This window comes from Paenibacillus sp. FSL H7-689 (genome assembly GCF_000517905.1).
Lineage (GTDB): Bacteria > Bacillota > Bacilli > Paenibacillales > Paenibacillaceae > Paenibacillus > Paenibacillus amylolyticus.
Genome location: NZ_ASPU01000021.1, coordinates 163714 through 183281 on the forward strand (window position 1 = coordinate 163714; position 19568 = coordinate 183281).

Below are 19568 nucleotides of genomic sequence, written 5' to 3' on the forward strand. Positions count from 1 at the left end.
CTAACGGTTCACCCGCTTTCGTGCCGCATCGTATTTTTCACTTGTCGAACGTACATGACGAATCAGTGGAATCGCATCTGGCAAACTTCCCTGCCCCATCCGTATAAGCTCTGATCTATGATCGTCTAACTGCTGTTCCAGCACATGGCCGAGTCTGGCGGCAATCTCTTCACTCTTCAATGCCTTCCAGTCTTCCATCACAGCTGGGCCCGCCTGCATCGATATTTCCGGTAAATCATGCTGGACCATCCCATGACACAAGGTTACCGGTACGGCGATGGCATTTGGAGAACGACGAAGCAACAATCCGATGCCTGGACGGAACTGAATTGGTCTGGCCTCCTGATGCAATATTTCTCCTTGGGGAAAAATCCAGACCCTTTTACCTGAATCCAATAATTCACTGGTGTACTGTAGAGAGGTCCGAATACCGGACGCACTCTCCTTATTGATCGAATACGCACCCAATTTACGAAAAAAAGCATATTGCTGAAGCTGTTGCTCCTCCATCATCACATAATGATCACCCCGCGATGTCTGCCTGGCCGCATGATAGAGCAGCAGACCATCCCACCATGAGCTGTGATTCATGAAATAGATCACCGGACGAGTCGCTTCAATCGGGGAGTTGTCCCTGATGTCCACCTGTGGGTCCAGTGACCCTGTGAGCGTGAAGGAGCGGAAGCGCCGACGTAGCAGATAATAGTGATTGTATAAGGCAAAAATACGATTAAACGGTTTTGATTTTACGGCGCGAATCATAGAGCCAGCTCCCTTCGGCAAGAAGCACACCAGCAATGGCGATGATAAAGCTGCCCGTAATCCCTTCCTTTAGAGCAAGCAGGCCGAACAGAAGAATAAACAGCTGATACAACCATTTTGCACGCAGCAATGAGCTACGGTCATTAGGCATGGCCGGAAGGAAAAGGGATAAGAATGCACCCATGATAAACCAGCTTATGTAATTGGTCCACGGAACACCGTAGAATCCACCTGGGGCTTGCCACTCCCAGAATCCTCTTGCATGCGCAACAGGGTCGAGCACCAGATCAAGTACAATCGCCCAGAACCCGGTCTTCACTGCTCGAAGAAATTTGCCAGTCCACGTTGAACCACCGCCACTTAACAGCGCCGAGTTACCCACCACTGCGATCCAGGCGAAACCCAGCGTAACTGGCACACTGAACAGATGAATCCCGAAGAAGTCTGAGTAAGCATACTCACCAAAGGGCCAATGCGTATGAACGCCTACCCACTCTACGCCCATACCTCCAAGCCAGATAATCACAGAGGATATCCAGAGTCCGGGTTTCAGCCAGATGACTGACTGGTCGGACAGGCCTGTCCGATTACGCCCTTGATAGATCAGATCCAGCACATACAATGCGTAGAAGATTAGAAATAAACCATTTGAAAAAGATAATACGTCAGGCACACCGATCGTTAGCATCAAGGTTGCTCCAATGACATACCACGCCCAGTAAAGCCACTGGATCATCAGGATACCGCCGTTCGGGAGGCTTGATAGGCCAGCATCGGGTAACGTTTCACAATCGCACCCAGCATCTCCAGTTTCAATTCATCGCTAACATATGCCCGCTTGGTATATACGTCATAGTCGTTGCGTTCAACGGCGTGTAGAATGGTGGAGTAAAAGGCTGCTGCCAGCTCGATGGAAAACGCACTTTCCGTTGGGTACGTATCCAGACGATCCATGCCAATACGGAACCAGTTCAATGCTGCAGCTTTTAATTCATGAACAATGGCAATAAAACGTTCGTCCACAACCCCGTCTTCAAAGTCCTGCTCGGTGTAACCATGCTTCTCCATGATTTCCAGCGGAACATACCGACGCACTCTGGCCCGATCTTCACCAACATCCCGAATAATATTAACGATCTGCATCCCTTTACCCAAAGCAATCCCGTTCATCGCTACTTCTGCGCCGTTATCATCTCTCAATACAGGCAACAACATCTCGCCTACGGTTCCGGCCACCAGATAACAATAATGCTCCAGTTCCTGCATCGTTGTATAATGTGTTACTTTAAGATCCGTGAGTTGCCCTTCCATCTGACGGAAAAATGGCCCCTTATCCAGATGAGGAAAACTGTTGAACAACCATCTCAGTGCTGGCCAGATAAAATGTCCTTCCGCGTCGTCCAACTGATCAAACAAATCATGGATCTCGTGAATCGTATAGGGCGAATGTTCCGGCTCGTCTACACTGTCATCAATCATGCGGCAGAAGGCATAAATGACATATACCGCTTCCCGACGTGGACTTGGCAGCCCTCTAAAGGCCTGATAAAAAGAGGAAGAACCCTTTTGCATCAACTCTTCACACCTGCTCAAAATCGCTTCATTCATGTTCCCATCTCCTTCATGAGTTGATTGACGGCCATCCGTGCACTCTGCATTACAATCGGCACTCCGCCACCTGGATGTACAGATGCTCCTGCGGCATATAATCCCTTTATATTAGGGAATGGTTTGGGTTGCGGTCGGTATACACCGGACTGGAACAATACAGGTGCTATACCAAAGCTTCCGCCCCCATAGAGCCCGTCTCGCTCTGCGTCAGCGGGTGTACGTACCTTTTTCCACTTGATCGCTGCACGAAGTCCCGGGAATCCACGTTGCTCCGCTTCTTCCAGTACCCGTTCTGCCAATGCTTCACTCTCCTGATCCCAGTCGACACCTTCGGCATCTGGTACGGGAATGAGGAAATATAATACACTCTGTCCTTGAGGCGCTGCAGTTTCATCCAATGCGACCGGATTAAATACGTAAAATGAGGACTTTGCCGGAATGCGTCGCTGATTGAACACTTCCTGCAAACTGCCTTCAAGACTCGGTGGCAGGAAGAACTGGTGCGTCGTTGCATCTTCCCAGGTTTTGTCCACGCCCACATAGAGCAATACACATCCGGAAGAGGGACGATACGGTTTTCTTTTACGTGCTACCTCTGGTGATTGCCCAAGCAAACCTGATAGATGGGGGAAATCACCATTGTAGATAACTGCATCCACATTTTCTGCGCCTGCTGCCGTTTCTATACCTTCACACACACCATTTTTAATCTTGAGTCCGGTCACTTCCGAATTCAGCACGACACGTCCACCACGTGATATCAGTTCCTGTTCCAGAATGGCCGGCAATGCTGCATATCCACCTTTGACCATCCAGATGCCATATTCATGCTCTGCGTAAGGTAAAAGGGAATAGATACCTGGCGTCCCAAACGGTGATCCACCAATGTATAAACTTTGCAGTGAGTATGCATCGAGCAGTTCCTCATGCTCAAAATAATCGCCTACCGCTTTCCGGACACTTTTGTGTGCACGCAATCTGCCCATGAGGGACATGAGCGAAGGGGTGAAGAAATCCCTTTTGCGTGGAAAAGCCCTTTCCAGAAAAGCTGCCCGGCCTGCCGGAAACAACGTGTCCATATCTTTCATGAATCGTGTGAATCCCCGGCTCTCTCCCGGGAACAAACGTTCAATCTCCGCCGTCTGCTCTTCACGTGAGGTCATCTTGGTCATGACACGACCACTGTGGTAATGCACTCTGTATAACGGATCACAGCGAAGTAACTCAATCTTCGAACGATCTACGCCTGCCTCCTCCATGATGCCAAGTAACATCTCCGGCAGCAGTACGATCGTTGGCCCCTGATCGATCCGATACTCGCCTTCCTGCTCATATCCAATGCGTCCGCCAACGCGGGAACCCCGTTCATACACGGTGACATCCCAGCCTTGACGGTTCAATAACAGTGCCGAAGTGAGTCCGCCAATCCCTGCGCCTACAATAGCGGCCCGCTTCATGAATGCCCTCTGGCTTCTGCCGTCTTCACATAAGAGGATGGCTTGGAACGTGTGCGTGCGTCCTCTTCCTGAATCAGTCTGACACTGATCCGTGCCGATTCGAAAATCGTGGGCAACCCGCTGCCCGGATGTGTTCCGCCGCCTACCAGCCATACACTTTTCAACTCTTCAAACTGGTTATGGGGACGCAGATACATCATCTGACCCAGATTGTGTGCCATATTAAACGTTGCTCCGCGATACACATCCAGTTCAGTCTCCCAATCAAGTGGAGTGAACAGCATACATTCTTCAATACGGCTGCGTATGTCTGCCAGCTCAGGAATGCCTTCCATGCGTTTCATCATGGCCTCCTGCACATTCTCCCGTTCTGCCTCCCAATCAATGTCTGCGGTAAGGTTAGGCGTAGGCATAAGAACATACAAAGCGGATTTCCCTTCCGGTGCCAGCGTCGAATCAAGTCTGGAAGGGTTATGAATATATAGAGATGGATCGGCTGATAACATTTTATGCTTTGTAATCTCATCAACGTTTAACCGGTAGTCCTCGGGAAAATAGATCGAGTGATGCGGCAGGTCCACATCACCATCCACGCCCAGATACAGCATTGCTGTAGAGCAGGAATACTTTTTGCGTTTCATTTTCTCCGGGGTATACTTCTTAAGCACGCCTGGTTCAAACAGATGGTTAACCGCATGTGCAAAGTCGGCGTTCACCACCACATGGTCTGCTTCGATGCGTTCACCGTTCTCAAGCAACACACCTTCTGCACGACCATTGCGAACGATGACCTGTTTCACCGGGGTGGAAGTATGTATGCGTCCTCCGTATTCTTCCACGACATCGGCCATGGCTTGGAAGATCCGATTCACGCCGCCAATGGGGTGGAACAATCCGTAGTGATGCTCAATAAACGATAATATGGTAAAGGTACCCGGACAATCCCAGGCAGACATGCCAAGGTATTTGGATTGAAATGTAAATGCCCAGCGCAGACGCTCGTCTGTAAAATAGCGGGACAAGATTCCATAGACTGTATTGTGGACATCAAGCTTAGGTAGAGCTGTTACCGCATCCTTGCGTAGATAGTCGGTCAGCTTGCCAAAAGGACGACGGAGCAGAGGCATGACTTTGCCAAACTTCACTTCTTCTTCTTGCATGAACCGAAGGTAATTGTCTTCATTGCCCGGAAACAATTCCTTAATCTGTGCAGCTGTATCTTCCCGATTACGAGAAGGCGTGAACACCTTATCACCAAAGTTCAGTGCGTACAGCGGAGTTAGCTCTTTCATATCCACATAATCGGATAATTTGCGTCCCACCACATCGAACATCTCTTCGATCAGCTGTGGCATCATCAAAAATGTAGCACCCCGGTCGAATCGATATTCACCCAGTTCCAATCTGGCAGAACGCCCCCCGATGACTGGCTGTTTCTCATACACATCTACCTCGTACCCCTGACCGGACAATAACATCGCTGCTGCAAGTCCACCCGGACCTGCGCCAATGACAGCTGCACGTTTGCGTTGTTGATTCGGTATCATGCCACTCACCTTTCTATGTAGGGAATTCCTATAGTTCTCTAGCCCCTAACCTATTATTAAACCGCCCAAGAACACTTTAAGCGGTAACTAGCAAAAACATTATACAAATATAATACAAATATTATACGAGCTTGTAAACCAAAAAATGACCCGTCGGTCAAAATACCTGGTAATCCATTTATAAACACAAAAAACACCCTTTGATCACTTTCGTCAAAGGATGTCCTTTATACACTAACCTATTCATATCATTTGAGATTATGTTTAATTATTGGCCTGTCCAAACCGTGCACCAGGTGACCGCTCGGAGAGATATTCACGCTCCATCCACGACTGCCAGTCCGCAGAACTCTCCGGCATAATCCATTGCGGATAACGCGCATGCTCTGCACGCTCATAGCCCTTTCCACCAAGTACAAAGCGAATATGCGGGAACTCGTTTTTAATCCGCTCGACGAGTTGATCACATTTAACAAGAAGCCCTGGACTTGTGATCGACAGGCAGACCAACTTGATCTTCTGCTCCCGGATAATCGGGAAGATACCTTCTTCTGGCGTGTTCGCACCGAGATACAGTACTTCCGCTCCATTTTTGCGCATAAAAAGAGAGAACAGCAGCAATCCGACCTGATGGTGCTCCCCTTCCGGACACAACGCCAGAACTTTGGGCAGATGCGGATAGATCGGGAACAGATGGAAAAACTGATAAAAGCGCTGTGATATCAGCTGTGTCATGAAGTGTTCCTGAGCCACCGAAGCCCTGCCTTGCTCCCATGCATCTCCAACCCGAACCAGAATGGGCACCAACACATGATAGAACATCGAGTCATACCCATACATGGTGAACCCAAAATCAATCAAACCATTGGCACGTTCACCCTGAAAGTTGTAGAGCGAGTCATAGATCTGATCTGCCATGCGTGCGTAGGCTTCTTCCATCGTAGGCACCGGAGCCATGATCGGCGTGGGCACAGCCTCGGGCGGATTTAATTTGTTTACTTTCAACATCCGTACCGCTTCCGAAATATTGGTCTGATGTAGCTCAACCTGTTCTTTCAACCAGCGCAGATCCGCAACATTCTCTTCGGTATACATTCGATAACCCGATTCCGTCCGCTCAGGGGTGACCGCACTATATCGATTCTCCCAAGCCCGGAGCGTCACCGTCGGGATACCGAGCATGGCAGCGACTTGTTTGATGGAATACACCTTATTACCCACTTTCTTTCCTAAATGTCCAGATTTCAAAGGTTATATCATTGGTTCCCCGTCCTTGTCAGGCATATGAAAACCCTAACATTCTACAAAAATAATACACTCATTATACACAACGCTCAGACACCTGTCGATTGCATACTGCCAATTTTGCCATATGCATTTTACCACTACATTCGTTATGCTAGCGGGTTCTTCTGCGTCAACGTTATCATCCGTGTGGTAATAGAAGTCAGCAAGTACAGAAGGGGGAGTCCACCGTTGGCCTCATTACGCCGCCATACATCAGACCGCAAGTCTTCACGCGGCAAATTTCCATACATACGAACAGGACTCGTCCTATTGGTCCTATGGCTCATCGCCGTCATGCTCTATCAGACCTACAAACCATTACCAACGGGCATTTCCTACGAAAGTCCGGAGTATCGTGTGGATCAAGTCGAGTTCCTGCATGACCTCACTTATCCTTCCTCCGACGGACAGATGGAGCACGAGCAGCAGATTTTCCAGCGCATGATGCAGATTGTGGAGGAAGCAGAGCAGTTTGTCCTGGTGGATATGTTCCTGTTCAATAATTATCAGCACAAGGGACAAAACTTTCCTCCCGTTAGTACTGAATTCACCGAAGCGCTGGTCGCCAAAAAAAATCAGCACCCGGACATGGACATTTGGTTCATTACAGATGAAGTAAATACCAACTATAACTCAGCACCCAATCCGTTGCTGGAACAAATGAAACAAGCAGGCATTCATGTGGTCATCACGGATGTGGACCCTTTGCGTGATTCAACTCCAGTATACTCTGCGGTCTGGCGGACCTTCTTCCAATGGTTTGGCCAATCTGGAGATGGCTGGATCAAGAACCTGATGGCCACGGATGGTCCGGATGTCACTGTGCGTTCCTATCTCAAGCTGCTCAATGTGAAGGCCAATCATCGTAAAGTTGTTGTTAGTGAGAAGACAGCGATTGTCTCTTCTGGCAATATCCATGATGCGAGTGCCTACCACTCGAATATTGCATTTGAAGTAACAGGTCCAATCATTGGCGATATTCTTCAGTCCGAGCAAGCTGTTCTCGACATCTCAGGCGGAGGCAAGGTTCCTGCCTACACAGCTCCTTCCTCCAATTCAAACACGGGAGATTTGCGAATACGCTATTTAACTGAAGGCAAAGTGAATGACGCTGTACTCCATGAGATCAATCAAGCTGGCAAAGGTGACACCTTATGGATGGGCATGTTCTATGTGGCCTCTCCGAAAGTATTGGAAGCCCTGCTGGAAGCGGCAAAACGAGGAACCGAGATCCGGCTTGTACTAGATCCAAATGAAAATGCTTTTGGTCAGGAAAAGATCGGGATTCCGAACCGTCCTGTCGCCGCTGAATTGCATGATAAATCCGACGGTAAAATACAGATCCGCTGGTATAACACCACCAAGGAGCAATACCATACCAAGATGATCTATCTTGCCAAAGCAACCGGAGATCATATTGTCCTAGGGGGTTCAACCAACTTTACACCACGAAACATGAATGACTACAATCTGGAGAATGATCTATGGGTTGCTGCACCTCCAGACAATAAGTTCACGCTTGATATCGCGAATTATTTTGAGCGTATTTGGAATAATAATGATGCCGAGTTCACGTTAGACCTGGATGAGTTCCAGGAGAAGACTACGTTTTTGAAAGGTATCCTATATAAGTTGCAACTGATTCTGGGTCTTACGACCTTTTGATCAGAAACCACATCCATACCTGTTATATCCGCCTGTACTCTACTGTGCAGGCGGATATTTTCATCTTGACAGGTGATGTAAAGTATGGAAATATAATTACCTAACGACCGTTAGGAAGGTGATTGAATGACTGCACAATCCATTCGGGATGCAGCCCTGTTCCATTTTGCCAGAGATGGATATGAGGGAGCTTCTCTAAGAGCTATTGCTGATGAAGTCGGGATTAAAAAACCGTCCATATATGCGCATTTCAGCTGCAAGGATGACTTGTTTTTACACACACTGGACTTTGCATTTCACGAGGTAACACGGCACACACTGGAATATTTCCGTGATCATGCGGATCTGCCATTGGAGCAGAGGCTGAAAGGCTTGTTGATCTGGTTCGAACAAGAATACAATGCCCATGCTTCGGCTCGTTTGATGTTGCGTAATTGTTTTTACCCCCCACTTTCTCTGTATGGCGAAGTGATGGATCAAGTGTATCCGTTTATCGATGGTATGGAACGTGCACTGACTCGTCTGCTGCAAAGGGCAATGCGTAATGAAGATATACCGCCCCTTCCCGCGGAACAAGCCGCCATTGCATTTATGACGTTTCTCGACGGTATTACCGTGGAAATTATCTATGGAAGTTCCCGTCGGTACAAGAGACGGTTGGAAGCAGCCTGGCCTGTATTTTGGCATGGCATTCATCATCTGAACGACGAGGCACACAGCGTTGTGCCGGAAGGAGATTTAACAACATGAACCGCAACTGGTTATATGTATTTATCGGTGGAGTTATTGAGATTGTCTGGGTAAGCGGGCTGAAACATGCCTCGAATGCCTGGGAGTGGACTTTAACGGGGATTGCCATCGTGATCAGCTTTGGACTGATCATTGCCGCTTCTAAAAGATTGCCTGTGGGTACGGTGTATGCCGTCTTTACGGGAATTGGTACGGCGGGTACCGTCCTTACGGAAATGGTATTGTTCGGTGAACCGTTCCGCTTGGCCAAAGTATTGCTCATCGGGCTGCTGCTCTGCGGCGTAATTGGACTGAAGCTGGTTACGGATCAGCAAGAAGCCAAAGGAGGTGCAGTATAATGGCTTGGATGGCAATTGTAGGTGCAGGGATATGTGAAATTTTCGGCGTAATCGGTATTAATGGTGCTTCCACCAAGAAAGGATGGCCATACATCGTACTTATGCTGGTGTCGTTTGTGTTCAGCTTCTCGCTGTTGTCCTATGCCATGACGTCCATTCCCATGGGCACAGCGTATGCCGTGTGGACGGGGATCGGGACGGTCGGCAGTACGTTAACAGGCATGTTCCTGTTCGGTGAACGGAAAGAAGCGAAGCGTATCCTGTTTATCGCGATGATTTTGGTGGCAGCCGTTGGTCTGAAACTGATCACGTAACGAAAGTGAAATGAAGTTATACTTTATATCTCCGGTGATAGCATATGCTTCCGAAGAAGCTTTCTTACAGAAAGCTTTAAGGCGAACATTTCGTCTCTTCAAGTTGGTTCTGCAATCTCCGTTATCGTGTAATTCTTAGCTTCCATTATGATATCTATTAAATTCTGTAATATAAAAAAGACGACTTCGATCAGGAAGTCGTCTTTTTTGGGGAATGATATAAATAGGGAACCTCTTTATACTTTGCCACGTAAGAAAGGATGTCGTATTCATGAGAAAATTATTGGCACACATGGGCTCTTTTACCGGGTATACCCTTCTGATCGCCATGGCCATTTTCTATCTCATCGCTCTAATCGCTATTATTATACTCGCCTTGTACGCCTTCACTGGAGGAAACTAACTTAAACGTTCTTGATACCTTATCCCTATCGTACATACAAGCTGCACCTTGTTACTTGCCGTCTCTCCTTCCCTTTGATCAGCCACTTTTCCCCATATACATTTTCCCAATTTACTCCCATTTGAATTCCTTTAACCAGATCGTTTATACTTATTTTGACCTTAAAGTCAATTCAAGAACTCACAAGTTCCCTGATGAGGTGAATGCATCGTTAATGAACCCTATACATGAGATGAATGAGAAGAAAAAGCTCATCATTACTACAGCACTCAAGTTATTCTCATCCAAAGGCAGTGCTGCAACATCCATGCAAGAGATTGCAGAATTATGCGGGATGTCCAAAGGCAGCCTCTACATCATGTTCAAATCCAAAGAGGAATTAGAAGCCAGTACTCTGGAGTACTGCATGTACACGCTCATGGACGAGATGACACAGATCGAGCATGAAACCAGCCTTACCTCACGTGAACGTCTGCACAAGCAGATTGAGACACTGCTCATCCATGTTGCCGAACTTAAGGAGTTTTTGCGAGTACAGATGCGCAGCATGATGATGGATGATGAACAGCAACGCAAGGAACAATGCCATCCGCTGCAAAGAGATCTGGAGGTACGTACCTTACATTGGTTTAAGGATAAGCTGGAGGAGCAGTACGGATCGGAGATTGAACCTTATACGATTGACCTTATTTTGCTGACACAGGGACTGTTCCTCTCCTACGTCAAGATCTGGTTTACGGAGATGCCTTCCCTTACTGTTACCAAGATGGCAACAAATTTACTGCAAATGATGGACTATGCAGCGCACGGATTCCTTAAGCAGCGACCTTTGCCTTTGATTCCTTTGGAGGACTGGCCTGCATGGATTACCGAACCCCATCCGGATTCCACGGTGATGCGGCATCCTATTCATATTATCAAGCAAATGCAGGATATTGCTGCCTCCGAATTGCCTGCTGGGCAACCAAAGAATGATGTACTTGAGACCATTGCCATTCTCCGGCAGGAGATGATGGAATTCACACCGCGGCGTGCCATTATTCTGGGCATGATGCACAATCTGGAGAACGTAACTGCCATTCAATCTTTGCACTCCGAGCTTCAGCATATTCTGGATGCCATGTATAGCCGGTTCATCCAAGCTGACTCGTCACACACATAAACAGGAGAAACAGAGAGGAGAAGAAACCATCGTATGAAAGGTATTATTAATTTTTCACTGAACAACAAGTTTGCGATTTGGATTCTGACGATTATCATCTCTTTCGCAGGTTTGTACAGCGGATTGACGATGAAACAAGAGACAATCCCGAACATCAACGTACCGTTTCTGAATGTCACTGCCATTGATCCGGGGGCTGCACCGGAGGGAATTGTTGAGGATGTCACGAAGCCGCTGGAAGTAAAACTACGCAATGTAGATGGCGTGAAGACGGTGACCTCCACTTCTATGGAGAACGCAGCATCGATCACACTCGAATTTGATTATGGAACAGATCTGACCAACGCAACTGCAACCGTTCGTGAGGCACTGAATGAAGTTCAACTGCCTGACAGTGTGCAGAAGCCGACCATTTCCAAGTTCAGCATTAACTCTTTCCCGGTTGTATCTCTGAGCCTGTCCGACAAGGACGGCGGTGACCTGGAACAATTGACACGACTGGTTGAATCGGATATTCAGCCTGCACTCGAAGACATTGACGGTGTAGCTCAGGTTCAGGTGTCCGGTCAATATGTAAAAGAAGTTCAATTGAAGTTTGACCAAGCCAAAATGGCCGAGCTGGGCCTAACGGAAGATACGGTAAACGGCATTGTTCAAGGTTCATCCATTCGTGTGCCCCTTGGACTGTTTGAACTGGATAAATCCCAGAAAGCCGTTGTTGTAGATGGCAACATCATCGACATCGATGATCTGAAAAACCTTGCCATTCCAGTTGTACCCGGCGGTGCCGGTGCTTCCGCAGGCAATGGTTCAAACGCAGCCCCACAAGGCTCTGGAGCACCAACTGGTGAAGCTGGTCAAGGTACCGCTCCAGGTGCTTCACAAGGAACGGACCAAGCCGCTGGTGGTAATGCCGGTGTAGGTAGCCCTTCAGCTGCTGCCAACGCAGCTGGTATCCCGACAGTAAAATTAAGTGAAATTGCCAAGATCGAAGTCATCGGTCAAGCGGAATCCATTTCCCGGACAGACGGCAAGGAATCGATTGGTATTTCCATTGTAAAATCCAACGATGCCAACACGGTTGATGTCGTTAACGCAGTCAAAGATAAAGCTGAAGAGTTGCAATCGCAGTTCAAAAATGCTGATTTGACTGTATTGCTTGACCAAGGTAAGCCGATTCAGGACTCGGTGAACACGATGTTGGGCAAAGCCGTTTTTGGCGCCTTGTTTGCCATCCTGATCATCCTGCTCTTCCTGCGTAATATTCGTTCAACCATTATCTCCATTATCTCGATCCCGCTCTCCTTGCTCATGGCATTGACTGCTCTCAATATGATGGATATTACTTTGAACATGATGACGCTGGGTGCGATGACGGTTGCCATCGGACGGGTTGTCGATGACTCCATCGTTGTTATCGAGAACATCTACCGCAGATTAACACTCAAAGGTGAGAGATTAAAAGGCCGTGAACTAGTCCGCGAAGCAACTCGCGAGATGTTTGTGCCAATCCTTTCTTCCACGATCGTAACTATTGCGGTATTCCTGCCACTGGCATTGGTAAGCGGTATGGTCGGTGAGTTATTCACGCCATTTGCACTGACCATGGTATTCGCTTTGCTGGCATCCCTGATCGTTGCCATTACCATTGTGCCGATGCTTGCGCACACCCTGTTCCGTGGAGGGTTGAAGAACAAACAGAATCACGAAGAAAAACCAGGCAAAATGGCGGAAGGTTACAAACGCCTGCTGAACTGGACCCTGTCACACAAACTCATCACAGTCAGTATTGCAGTGATCTTGCTGGTCGGCAGTTTGTTCCTGTACCCGTTCATCGGTGCAAGCTTCTTGCCAGAACAACAGGATAAATACGTGACTATTACGTACAGCCCACAAACCGGAGCTTTGCGTGAAGATGTCGAAAAAGAAGCACTCGTTGCCGAGAAGTGGTTGCTGGAACAACCAGGTCTGGAGAAAATGCAATATTCCATCGGCGGAAGTAATCCACTGAGCAGCATGGGTGGCGGTGGTTCCAACTCGGCTCTATTCTATATTGAATATAACGAAGACACGAAAGACTTTACCAAAGTGAAGGAACAGCTTGTAGAAGGTCTGAAGAAAGAAGTTACCGTAGGTACCTGGAATGAGCTCGACATGTCCGGCGGTCTGGGTGGTAGCGGCCTGAGTCTCTCCATCTATGGCGATAATGTAGAGCAACTCAAACCTGTATCGGATGAAATTCTGAAACTGGTTGAAGCGGATAAGGATAATTTTGAAAAAGCAGATACAACACTTGCTGACACCTACGGGCAGTATACGCTCGTGGCGGATCAGGAGAAATTAAGTTCCCTGGGCCTGACTGCAGGCCAACTGGCGATGACGCTGAGCCCGGCACGGGAACGTCCTGTGCTTACGGAAGTCGATATTGATAACAAAACGTACAAAGTATATGTAGAGACAGACAACAAATCATTCAGCAGCATTAAAGAGATTGAGGATGAAACCGTCACTTCACCGCTTGGCATTGAAGTACCAATCAAAGATGTTGCCAAAGTGGAAGAAGGTACGTCCCCGAACTCCATTATGCAAATTGATGGTAAAGTTGTTGTACAAGTTACAGCCAACATCCTGGCTTCGGATGTAACGAAAGCTTCGAGTAACCTACAGGCTGAGATCGACAAACTGGATCTGCCTGATGGCGTTGAAGTGAAGTTCGGCGGTACAACCGAACAGATTAATGATACCTTTACTCAACTGGGTCTCGCCATGCTGGCGGCCATCGCCATTGTATACTTCGTGCTCGTTGTTACATTCGGCGGCGGATTGGCACCATTCGCAATCCTGTTCTCCCTGCCATTTACGGTCATTGGTATTATGGTAGGTCTGTTCATCGCTGGTGGTACGCTCGACGTCTCCGCCATGATGGGTGGACTGATGCTCATCGGTATCGTGGTCACCAACGCTATCGTGTTGATCGACCGTGTTATTCACAAGGAAAAAGAGGGTATGCCTACCCGTGAAGCCTTGCTGGAAGCCGGTGCAACTCGTCTGCGTCCAATCCTGATGACCGCTCTCGCAACTATCGGTGCCCTGTTGCCACTGGTTACGGGCCTCGAAGAAAGTGCGGGGATCATCTCGAAAGGATTAGGAATTACCGTAATCGGTGGTCTGATCAGCTCCACGCTGCTCACGCTGGTTATCGTACCGATTGTGTATGAGTTCCTGATGAAATTTAAAAAGAAAAGAATCGAAGATTAAGAAGTCGTTGATTGTACTCATGTAACGGTTCGAGTACAACTTAAATGTAGACTATAATATTAGCTTCTCGCCCCTTAGCGCATATTGGAATGATTGAATTCCGATGTGATGTTAAGGGGCTTTTTTTTATGTAATTCACACGAGACATAGACTGACATATAAATTATTTATTTTAATCAAAATCACAAAAAGAACAGTCCCATTTGTCATTTGAAACAAATGAACGTTAGATTTCAGCCCATTGGCTGTAAATAGAATTATAATATGGATTAATTATGTAAGTTGACGGATTCCAGACTCCAGATAGATCACATGTGATTTGGGAAGGATGGTGGTTGTGTGGGGGAGACAACGCTTCATATTCAAGTCAGAGACATGTTAAAACGTCCTGTGTTTCGCAAGGCAGAAGTCCTGGCCAGTGATCGTGCGCTGGAGCGGTATGTTCGCTGGGTTCATATCATGGAGGTTCCCGAGGTGGGGGACTTGCTCAATGGCGGGGAATTGGTGCTGACAACAGGCATTGGCTGGCAGGAGGGTGAGCAGCAAGGCCTGTCTTTTTTGCGTCAGTTAATTGCACGCGGGGCTGCCGGACTCTGTATGGAACTGGGGGATCACACCAAGTCGCAACTCAGGGCTATGAAAGAAATTGCAGTAGCAGCGGATTTTCCGTTGATCTGGTTTCACGAACAAGTCCGTTATATCGATATTACGCAAGACCTGCATTTCACCCTGATTCGCAGTCATCAGCGGATGATCGCTGAACTCGATAGTCTCACCACCTCATTTAACCAACTTCTTCTGAATGGAGATGGCGTACAACCTCTGCTTCGATTATTGTCACGAACAACCGGATATGCCGTGGCGTTATATCCACTTGAAGGGGAAGCAAGTAGCGTTCCCTACTGCTCTCCAGAGCAGCTGGAGAAGCGACGGCAGGATTGGTTTTTGCAGCGGGAACATTTGGCGGGGGAGGATATTTCGAATTTAATGCAGCTGTCAGATAACACATTGGATGTGATCAGCATGCCTGTTCAGGCGTTGGACTACACCTTTGCCGACCTTGTGCTGAGGCATCAAAAGCTGACGGATCAAGATTCAAGCATACCGATCAAACCTTCGGATGAATTCGTCATTCAGGCACTAGAACGATGCGCGGCCGCGATTGCGCAGGACTGGATGCGAACCAAATACATGGAAGAGAAACGCCGCTACAAAGAAGATATGTGGGTCATTGATTGGCTTAACGGACACCACTCCACGAAGGAAATCCATGAATATATATCTACCGTTAATCCCCTTCTCGCAACGAGCAAAGCCACTATTATTTTATTCGACAGCAATCCAGCATACACAGATAGCCTCAGACTTCAGAAGTTGTTGATCCAACGTAACATCGTCGCCCGGTCGGTATTTTCTCGGGAGAACTTCACCCTCTACAGCACCGTTCTGAACCACCAGATCATCCTTATCATTCTCGACCCACTACCTGGATCTCAGCGTAAAAGCAGTCTCTGGCGCTGCATCGAGCAGCTGCAGCAGCACGAGCAGGAACAGACCCACTGCCTCTTCTCAGGCTTGATCGGTATCAGTCATAACTGCACAGACCTCTCCCGTCTCAAGGATAGTCTGGAATCCGCGAAGGAGACACTGCGAATTCAGAAGGACATCGGTGTGATGCAGCAGCCCTTTTACAGTAATCTTCATTGTTACCGCATCATCGCTAGTATGAAGCAGAGTGGCAATCTGGATGATTTCATCGAAGAATATTTGGGGCCGCTCATTCGTTACGATGTGGAGAAAGGAGGTCAGCTGCTGCGGACCCTCAAGCAATATTTGGTCCTGTGCTGCTCCAAGCAAGAGACGGCCACCGCTCTATATATCGTCAGACAGACACTGTATCACCGTTTGGACAAAATCGAAGCCCTTTTGGGAGAAGACTATATCCTCCCCGAGAAAAGGGTCGCGATCGAACTTGCCATCTACGCTTATGAGTACGTACACGGCCCGATCGCATGAAGAGCTTCAGTATGGTCTACGCTCCCCGTTGCTCCTGAAGCTGGCGAATCAGGATGTGACTGAACCACTTCCGTCCAGACGCCGTGCCTACGTATTGCTCTTGTTTCTCTTCGGGAAGATCCGGGTGCCCCCATATGACGTGAGCACCCTCCAGATGTTCCCGTACCGCATAGATCCGATAACCCTGTGCAACCATTCGCTCTATGGCGATCCTCTCGGTCTCAAACACATCATGATCCAACATCAGCTTCTCCCTCCATTCACTGCCGTCACAGGATGTTTCATCGGTATGGGCGCGCCTGCATCATACTTGTTGCGCTTCACATATTGGCCTGCCCCTGCTGTTCCGGTATACTGCCGATCTCGAATGACATACTCCCCGCGGCACAACACCGTCACCGGACATCCCTGTACCTGCATACCTTCAAATGCACTGTAATCCACGTTCATATGATGCGTATCTGCCGAGATCACCCTGTTTACAGAGGGGTCAAAAATAACGATATCCGCGTCTGTCCCGACAGCGAGAGTCCCTTTCTGCGGAAATAGTCCAAATAACTTGCTCGCTCTTGTCGAACATAGATCAACCCACTGATTCAGTGTGATCCTTCCTTTGACTACACCTTCGGAATACAGAATGCTGAGACGATCTTCGATGACAGGCCCCCCGTTAGGAATTTTGCTAAAATCATCCTTGCCCAAGTCCTTCTGCCCTTTGAAATTAAACGAGCAATGATCGGAGCCAATCGTCTGCAACTGACCACTTTTCAATGCATTCCACAACACTTCCTGATGCGCTACTTCCCGCAGCGGAGGTGACCAAACATACTTTGCACCCTCAAAGTCCGGCTGATCCATGATCGATTGATCCAGTATCAAATACTGAGGACAGGTCTCCCCCCAGATCCGGTAGCCCATTTCACGCATACGCGCAATTTGCTCCACTGCTTCGGCACAGGTCACGTGCACCACATACAGCTGTGAATCCGCAAGTGCAGCCAGACGCGCCGCACGCCCTGTTGCTTCTCCCTCCAGCATGGATGGACGAGTCAGCGCATGATGAATCGGCTCCGTGCGCCCTTCGGCGAGCGCCTGTCGAACCAGCAGGTCAATGACATCCCCGTTCTCGGCATGAACCATGACGAGTGCGCCGTACTCTTTTGCCTTTTGCAACGTCTGGAAGAGAATCCCGTCATCGGCCTGAAACTGGTTTTTATACGCCATGAACACCTTGAAGGATGACACACCCTCTTCTTCAATGATCTGCGGCAGCTCTTCTAGCACCTGATCATTCATCTCGCCAATCATGAGATGGAAACCGTAGTCGATGGCAGCTTTACCCTCGGCTTTGGCATGCCACTCCTGGAGAGATTCGATTAATGGACGGCCTTTTTGTGTCAGACAAAAATCAATGATCGTTGTTGTACCGCCAAAAGCCGCTGCTGTCGTTCCCGTCGCAAAATCATCCGCCGTTACCGTTCCACCGAAGGGCATATCCAGATGCGTATGCGGGTCGATCCCGCCCGGAATGACGTAACAGCCCGCTGCATCTACAACCTCCATTCGTTCGTCTGGCACCAGTCCGATGCCAATCTGTGTGATTTTACCCTTTTCGATCAAAATATCTGCTTCAAAGGTATCTGACGCCGTAACCAACACACCATTACGAATCAATTTGCGAGTACTCATGATATCGCCTCCTTGGTTGATTGATCTCTAACCGATTGCAACATCGCAATCGCAGACTGCCGTTCATTCCAGGTTACAGGTTCCTGCTCAGGTACAAGTTCAACCATCTCAATCGCCCCATCCACCGGGCAAACGATCGAACACAGATTACAGCCAACACAGTCCTCTTCCACCACTTCCAGATAGGAGCCGGACGGGTCGGTCAACATATCAATACATTGATGCGAGGTGTCCTCACAAGCAATATGGCATTTGTTGCAATTGATGCAGATATCGCGGTTGATGCGGGCGACGACTTTGTAGTTCAGATCAAGATTGCCCCAATCCGAGTAACGTGGAACCGTCTGACCTACCAGTTCTGCTACACTGCTCAGACCCTTTTCATCCAGATAATCGTTCAGCCCATCAATCATTTCCTCCACAATACGGAATCCATGATGCATCGCTGCGGTACATACCTGAACCCCTGTAGCGCCCATGAGCAGAAACTCTGCGGTATCCCGCCAGTCGGATATGCCACCAATCCCTGAGATCGGTACACCAACTTCAGGATTACGCGCACACTCGGCAACCATGTTCAGTGCGATGGGCTTTACCGCTGGGCCACAGTATCCGCCGTGTGCTCCTTTGCCGCCCACATGCGGCACGGTATTCCACGAATCCAGATCCACACCTGCCAGGGAGTTAATCGTATTGATCAGAGAGATCGCATCCGCGCCACCTCGTACAGCTGCCCGGGCAGTTGCCGTAATATCCGTGATATTCGGCGTGAGCTTTACAATCACCGGTGTGGTCGCCACTTCCTTCACCCACATCGTCTGGAGTTCGACCAGGTCAGGTTGCTGACCGGAGGCAGCTCCCATACCTCGTTCGGCCATGCCATGTGGGCAGCCAAAGTTCAGCTCCAGGCCGTCCACACCGACAGCCTCCACCTTTTTCACAATCTCATGCCACTTCTCCCGCGTAGGTTCCACCATCAGTGAAGCGACAACCGCACGATCCGGGAAGCGTTTCTTGGTCTCGGCAATCTCCCGCAGATTCACTTCCAGCGGACGATCGGATATCAATTCAATATTATTAAACCCCGCCACCCGTTGCCCACCAAAATGGACCGCCGCGAAACGCGAGGATGTATTGATAATTGGCTCACCCAGTGTCTTCCACACCGCGCCACCCCAGCCCGCTTCGAACGCACGCTGAACCTGATATCCCGTATTGGTCGGTGGTGCAGAAGCCAGCCAGAATGGATTGGGTGATCGAATACCTGCCAGATTAATGGATAAGTCAGCCATAACGATCCCTCCTTGGT

Annotated in this window: 17 protein-coding genes; 8 read left to right on the forward strand and 9 right to left on the reverse strand. The window is 48.7% G+C overall.

Annotated features, from left to right (window positions below; translation table 11 throughout):
• The 6 genes from C170_RS18175 to C170_RS18200 form a co-directional block, all read right to left on the reverse strand.
• Positions 1-762: a lysophospholipid acyltransferase family protein gene (locus tag C170_RS18175; protein ID WP_036612609.1), complete on the reverse strand. Its 762-nt coding sequence runs from the start codon at positions 760-762 to the stop codon at positions 1-3.
• Positions 731-1498, reverse strand: coding sequence for a carotenoid biosynthesis protein (locus C170_RS18180; RefSeq protein ID WP_036612610.1), 768 nt, complete (start codon positions 1496-1498; stop codon positions 731-733). The genes C170_RS18175 and C170_RS18180 overlap by 32 nt, the downstream gene beginning before the upstream one ends.
• A complete protein-coding gene (locus tag C170_RS18185; RefSeq protein ID WP_036612612.1) occupies positions 1498-2370 on the reverse strand; it encodes a phytoene/squalene synthase family protein in 873 nt (290 codons plus the stop codon). The genes C170_RS18180 and C170_RS18185 overlap by 1 nt, the downstream gene beginning before the upstream one ends.
• Positions 2367-3830 (reverse strand): phytoene desaturase family protein, encoded by a 1464-nt coding sequence (locus C170_RS18190; RefSeq protein WP_017691907.1) that lies wholly within the window; start codon positions 3828-3830, stop codon positions 2367-2369. Before C170_RS18190 ends, C170_RS18185 begins: the two co-directional genes overlap by 4 nt.
• Positions 3827-5377, reverse strand: a complete 1551-nt coding sequence (locus C170_RS18195) for a phytoene desaturase family protein (protein WP_036612615.1) — start codon at positions 5375-5377, stop codon at positions 3827-3829. The genes C170_RS18190 and C170_RS18195 overlap by 4 nt, the downstream gene beginning before the upstream one ends.
• 264 nt (positions 5378-5641) lie before the next feature.
• Complete coding sequence (locus C170_RS18200) at positions 5642-6586, reverse strand: MerR family transcriptional regulator (RefSeq protein WP_036612617.1); 945 nt, start codon at positions 6584-6586, stop codon at positions 5642-5644.
• A gap of 267 nt (positions 6587-6853) precedes the next feature.
• On the opposite strand from C170_RS18200, the gene C170_RS18205 reads away from it, so the two are divergent.
• From C170_RS18205 to C170_RS18235, 8 genes are all read left to right on the forward strand, one after another.
• Positions 6854-8329, forward strand: a complete 1476-nt coding sequence (locus C170_RS18205; RefSeq protein WP_036612621.1) for a phospholipase D family protein — start codon at positions 6854-6856, stop codon at positions 8327-8329.
• A gap of 126 nt (positions 8330-8455) precedes the next feature.
• Positions 8456-9079: a TetR/AcrR family transcriptional regulator gene (locus C170_RS18210; RefSeq protein WP_036612623.1), complete on the forward strand. Its 624-nt coding sequence runs from the start codon at positions 8456-8458 to the stop codon at positions 9077-9079.
• Positions 9076-9417: a DMT family transporter gene (locus C170_RS18215; protein WP_036612625.1), complete on the forward strand. Its 342-nt coding sequence runs from the start codon at positions 9076-9078 to the stop codon at positions 9415-9417. The genes C170_RS18210 and C170_RS18215 overlap by 4 nt, the downstream gene beginning before the upstream one ends.
• Entirely contained in the window at positions 9417-9731 is a 315-nt protein-coding gene (locus tag C170_RS18220) for a DMT family transporter (RefSeq protein WP_017691901.1), read from the forward strand. Before C170_RS18215 ends, C170_RS18220 begins: the two co-directional genes overlap by 1 nt.
• Positions 9732-10002: 271 nt before the next feature.
• On the forward strand, positions 10003-10134 hold the full coding sequence (locus C170_RS31515) for a hypothetical protein (protein ID WP_268748587.1): 132 nt from the start codon (positions 10003-10005) through the stop codon (positions 10132-10134).
• 214 nt (positions 10135-10348) lie between these two features.
• Positions 10349-11296: a TetR/AcrR family transcriptional regulator gene (locus C170_RS18225; protein WP_036612627.1), complete on the forward strand. Its 948-nt coding sequence runs from the start codon at positions 10349-10351 to the stop codon at positions 11294-11296.
• Positions 11297-11329: 33 nt separating this feature from the next.
• The gene (locus C170_RS18230; RefSeq protein WP_036612629.1) at positions 11330-14554 is read left to right on the forward strand and encodes an efflux RND transporter permease subunit; all 3225 of its coding nucleotides are present in this window, start codon (positions 11330-11332) and stop codon (positions 14552-14554) included.
• 339 nt (positions 14555-14893) lie between these two features.
• Complete coding sequence (locus C170_RS18235) at positions 14894-16570, forward strand: PucR family transcriptional regulator (RefSeq protein ID WP_036612632.1); 1677 nt, start codon at positions 14894-14896, stop codon at positions 16568-16570.
• Positions 16571-16586: 16 nt separating this feature from the next.
• Here C170_RS18235 and C170_RS18240 read toward each other — a convergent pair whose 3' ends face one another.
• From C170_RS18240 to preA, 3 genes are read right to left on the reverse strand one after another with little or no spacing between them, the layout of a single operon-like run.
• A complete protein-coding gene (locus C170_RS18240) occupies positions 16587-16814 on the reverse strand; it encodes a hypothetical protein (RefSeq protein WP_036612635.1) in 228 nt (75 codons plus the stop codon).
• Positions 16814-18259: a dihydropyrimidinase gene (hydA, locus tag C170_RS18245; protein ID WP_036612638.1), complete on the reverse strand. Its 1446-nt coding sequence runs from the start codon at positions 18257-18259 to the stop codon at positions 16814-16816. Before hydA ends, C170_RS18240 begins: the two co-directional genes overlap by 1 nt.
• The gene (preA, locus tag C170_RS18250) at positions 18256-19551 is read right to left on the reverse strand and encodes an NAD-dependent dihydropyrimidine dehydrogenase subunit PreA (RefSeq protein WP_036612641.1); all 1296 of its coding nucleotides are present in this window, start codon (positions 19549-19551) and stop codon (positions 18256-18258) included. The genes hydA and preA overlap by 4 nt, the downstream gene beginning before the upstream one ends.
• Positions 19552-19568: the final 17 nt, after the last annotated feature.

Coding starts and splice junctions, on each gene's coding strand:
- C170_RS18175 (WP_036612609.1), bottom strand. CDS start 762: ATGATTCGCGCCGTAAAATCAAAACCGTTTAATCGTATTTTTGCCTTA.
- preA (WP_036612641.1), bottom strand. CDS start 19,551: ATGGCTGACTTATCCATTAATCTGGCAGGTATTCGATCACCCAATCCA.
- C170_RS18180 (WP_036612610.1), bottom strand. CDS start 1,498: ATGATCCAGTGGCTTTACTGGGCGTGGTATGTCATTGGAGCAACCTTG.
- C170_RS18220 (WP_017691901.1), top strand. CDS start 9,417: ATGGCTTGGATGGCAATTGTAGGTGCAGGGATATGTGAAATTTTCGGC.
- C170_RS18195 (WP_036612615.1), bottom strand. CDS start 5,377: ATGATACCGAATCAACAACGCAAACGTGCAGCTGTCATTGGCGCAGGT.
- C170_RS18210 (WP_036612623.1), top strand. CDS start 8,456: ATGACTGCACAATCCATTCGGGATGCAGCCCTGTTCCATTTTGCCAGA.
- C170_RS18230 (WP_036612629.1), top strand. CDS start 11,330: ATGAAAGGTATTATTAATTTTTCACTGAACAACAAGTTTGCGATTTGG.
- C170_RS31515 (WP_268748587.1), top strand. CDS start 10,003: ATGAGAAAATTATTGGCACACATGGGCTCTTTTACCGGGTATACCCTT.
- C170_RS18215 (WP_036612625.1), top strand. CDS start 9,076: ATGAACCGCAACTGGTTATATGTATTTATCGGTGGAGTTATTGAGATT.
- hydA (WP_036612638.1), bottom strand. CDS start 18,259: ATGAGTACTCGCAAATTGATTCGTAATGGTGTGTTGGTTACGGCGTCA.
- C170_RS18185 (WP_036612612.1), bottom strand. CDS start 2,370: ATGAATGAAGCGATTTTGAGCAGGTGTGAAGAGTTGATGCAAAAGGGT.
- C170_RS18240 (WP_036612635.1), bottom strand. CDS start 16,814: ATGTTGGATCATGATGTGTTTGAGACCGAGAGGATCGCCATAGAGCGA.
- C170_RS18190 (WP_017691907.1), bottom strand. CDS start 3,830: ATGAAGCGGGCCGCTATTGTAGGCGCAGGGATTGGCGGACTCACTTCG.
- C170_RS18225 (WP_036612627.1), top strand. CDS start 10,349: ATGAACCCTATACATGAGATGAATGAGAAGAAAAAGCTCATCATTACT.